The organism is Microvirga sp. HBU67558, from assembly GCF_018069605.1.
Classification (GTDB): domain Bacteria; phylum Pseudomonadota; class Alphaproteobacteria; order Rhizobiales; family Beijerinckiaceae; genus Microvirga; species Microvirga terrae.
In genome coordinates this window covers 1-635 of the sequence record NZ_JAGPUP010000246.1, presented here as the reverse complement: position 1 = coordinate 635, position 635 = coordinate 1, and the positions used below count along the sequence as shown (strand labels likewise).

At 67.1% G+C, this 635-nt stretch carries 1 pseudogene; it reads right to left on the bottom strand.

Annotated elements, in window-relative coordinates:
• Window positions 1-635 (bottom strand): annotated as a pseudogene (locus tag KBI52_RS01040) (right-handed parallel beta-helix repeat-containing protein); the annotation flags it as partial.

Sequence of the window (635 nt, the reverse complement as noted above, 5' to 3'; positions counted from 1 at the left end):
GTCAGCTTGGACACGCCGCCGTTGCTGCCGTTCTCGTCAAAGCCGTTCATCTTGTTGCCGAAGGCCACGTTGCCCTCGACCACGTGGGCGCCGGCGGTCGAGCCGGAGCCGTCGCGCACGCCGCCGAGCTTGAAGCCGTTGCCGTCGCCGCCGGGCTTGCCGTCCACGGTCCAGCCATTGCCCCAGGCCCAGTTGTTGATCACCTTGAGAGCGCCGGCCTTGGTGCCGTTCTGGATGTTGTAGAAGTCGTAGCCGTCATCCGAGTTGGCCCAGGCGCGGGTGCCCTCGAGCACGTTGCCGCTGCCCGTGGTGGCAACCTGGAAGCCGTCGGCGTTGTCGAGGTTCAGGTCCTGGTTGTGATGGGAGTCGATGTTGCGCAGCAGGTTGTTGGCGCTGGAGCCGAACAGGGACACGCCCTTGCCCTCCCACTGCGACAGGCGGCCGTTGTGGTGCACGTCGAGGTTGTCGAAGACGTTGCTGTTGGACGCGCCCTTGATCAGCAGGCCGCCTTCGGCGCCGTTGCGGATCTCCAGGTTGGTGACGCGGTTGAAGGACACGCTGTCGAGGCTGAGCACGTAGCCGGCGGCGCCGCCCTTGGTCATGGCCGCGCCGTCGAGCACGGCCTTCTCGCCGGG